General features: G+C 66.5%; 4 protein-coding genes. 2 read left to right on the forward strand and 2 right to left on the reverse strand.

The genetic code is table 11. The features are described 5' to 3' along the window. Positions 1-394 (forward strand): PDZ domain-containing protein (locus EN991_RS35135; RefSeq protein ID WP_127370444.1); only part of this gene is annotated, 394 nt, incomplete at its 5' end. A gap of 9 nt (positions 395-403) precedes the next feature. On the opposite strand, the gene EN991_RS35140 is transcribed toward EN991_RS35135, so the two are convergent. Then, positions 404-829: a VOC family protein gene (locus EN991_RS35140; protein ID WP_013530166.1), complete on the reverse strand. Its 426-nt coding sequence runs from the start codon at positions 827-829 to the stop codon at positions 404-406. 66 nt (positions 830-895) lie between these two features. Here EN991_RS35140 and EN991_RS35145 point away from each other — a divergent pair, with 66 nt between their 5' ends. Further along, positions 896-1,522: a TetR/AcrR family transcriptional regulator gene (locus EN991_RS35145; RefSeq protein WP_127370445.1), complete on the forward strand. Its 627-nt coding sequence runs from the start codon at positions 896-898 to the stop codon at positions 1,520-1,522. Here the strand turns inward: EN991_RS35145 and EN991_RS35150 are convergent. Continuing rightward, a partial coding sequence (locus tag EN991_RS35150) for a LysR substrate-binding domain-containing protein (RefSeq protein ID WP_245461166.1) occupies positions 1,455-1,712 on the reverse strand: 258 nt, incomplete at its 5' end. The genes EN991_RS35145 and EN991_RS35150 overlap by 68 nt on opposite strands.

Here is a 1,712-nt window from a genome sequence, read left to right on the forward strand (position 1 = left end):
GATCCATGGCGCGCAGGGCATCGCCTTCGCGGTCGCCTCCAACACCGCCAATTTCGTCATTTCGGAGATCATCCGCTTCGGCCGTGTCCGCCGCGCCTTCATCGGCGTCTCGGCCGACACTGCCAGTTTGCCGCGCCGCGCCGCCTTGTTGTCGCAAGTCTCGACCAGCACGGCGGTTCGCCTGCGCAGCGTCGAAAAGGACGGCCCGGCGGCCAAGGCCGGCCTGAAAGAAGGCGACATCATCGCCGCCATCGACGGCCGTCCTGTCACCGGCGTCGACGACCTGGTGCGCATGCTCGACGCCGAACGCATCGGCCGCGAGACGCTGTGCACCGTCGTGCGCCGCACCGGTGTCAGCCAGGTGACGGTGACGCCGGTGGCAAGGGCCAGTTGAGGCGGGCGCTCAGGCTCCCGCCACCCCTTCCGCATACTGCGCCAGAAACGCCTCGCTCGGCGGGATCGGCTTGATTACGTCGATCAGCACGCCATTGGGGTCCTTGGTGATGAAATGGCGCTGGCCGAAGGGCTCGTCGCGCAGCGAGCGCAGGATCGGCAGGCCGGCGGCGACGACGCGCTCATAGACAGCGTCCGGGTCGCGAACCTCGAAATTGATCAGCAGGCCCGAAGCGCGGCCCCGCCCCTCTTCCGGGATGGTCTCATGGTCGCCCTGGACGATGCCGAGATTGACTCTTCTGTCCTCCCCCGATTGCAGATGCACATACCAGTCGCTTTCGAACAGGGGCTGGAAGCGGAAATGCTTCACATAAAAGGCCGCCGTGCCGGCGACGTCGCCGGTCATCAGCACCGGGTAATAGCTCGTGGTCTTCATCTTTCCTTCTCCCGTCAATTAACATACAGTCTGCATGTAAACCGAATTAACATACAGGCTGCATGTATGCAACACGATTTCGCGCGTCGTTCCAACCGCGACCGCACCGAAGCGACGCGCGCCCACCTGATTGCCGCGGCGCGAAAGCTGTTCACGGAGAAATCCTATTTCGAGACCGGCACGCCGGAGATCGTCGCCGCCGCCGGCGTGACGCGCGGCGCGCTCTACCATCATTTTGCTGACAAGCAGGCACTGTTTGCTGCCGTGGTCGAGCAGGAGGCGGCAGCGGTCGCCGAGGAGATCGAGCGCGCCTCGCCGCCATCGCTGTTTGCCCATGACGCGCTGATTGCCGGCTCCGACGCCTATCTCGCCGCCATGCGCGCGCCCGGACGCACGCGGCTGCTGCTGCTCGACGGCCCGGCCGTGCTTGGCCGCGCCGCCATGGACGCGATCGACAATCGCCACGGCAACCGCTCTCTGCGCGAAGGGCTGGTCGCGGCGATGCGGGCGCAGACGATGACGAGATTGCCGGCCGAAGCGCTGACCGCACTGCTCGGCTCCGCCTTCGACCGTGCCGCCCTGGCCATCGAGGCCGGCGCCTCGGCCGAGGACTACCGTGCCGTGCTCATGGCGCTGATCGATGGACTGTCTCGTGCTCCTCATCCGGCACCTCGCCCGGTTCGAACTCGTTGAAGCAGCCGAGCTGGCGCTTGAACTGGTCGATCAGCCAGGCCGCCGCCGGCTTCGGGCTGCGATCGCTGCGATGCATGGCAAACAGCGGCGAGCTCACCTCCCTGAAGGATTCGAGGTCGATCTCGACCAGCCGGCCGCTCGCCAGGTCGTCTGATATCAGCCAGCGCGGCAGCCCGCCCCAGCCCAGCCC

The organism is Mesorhizobium sp. M7A.F.Ca.US.005.03.2.1 (assembly GCF_003997795.1).
Lineage (GTDB): Bacteria > Pseudomonadota > Alphaproteobacteria > Rhizobiales > Rhizobiaceae > Mesorhizobium > Mesorhizobium ciceri.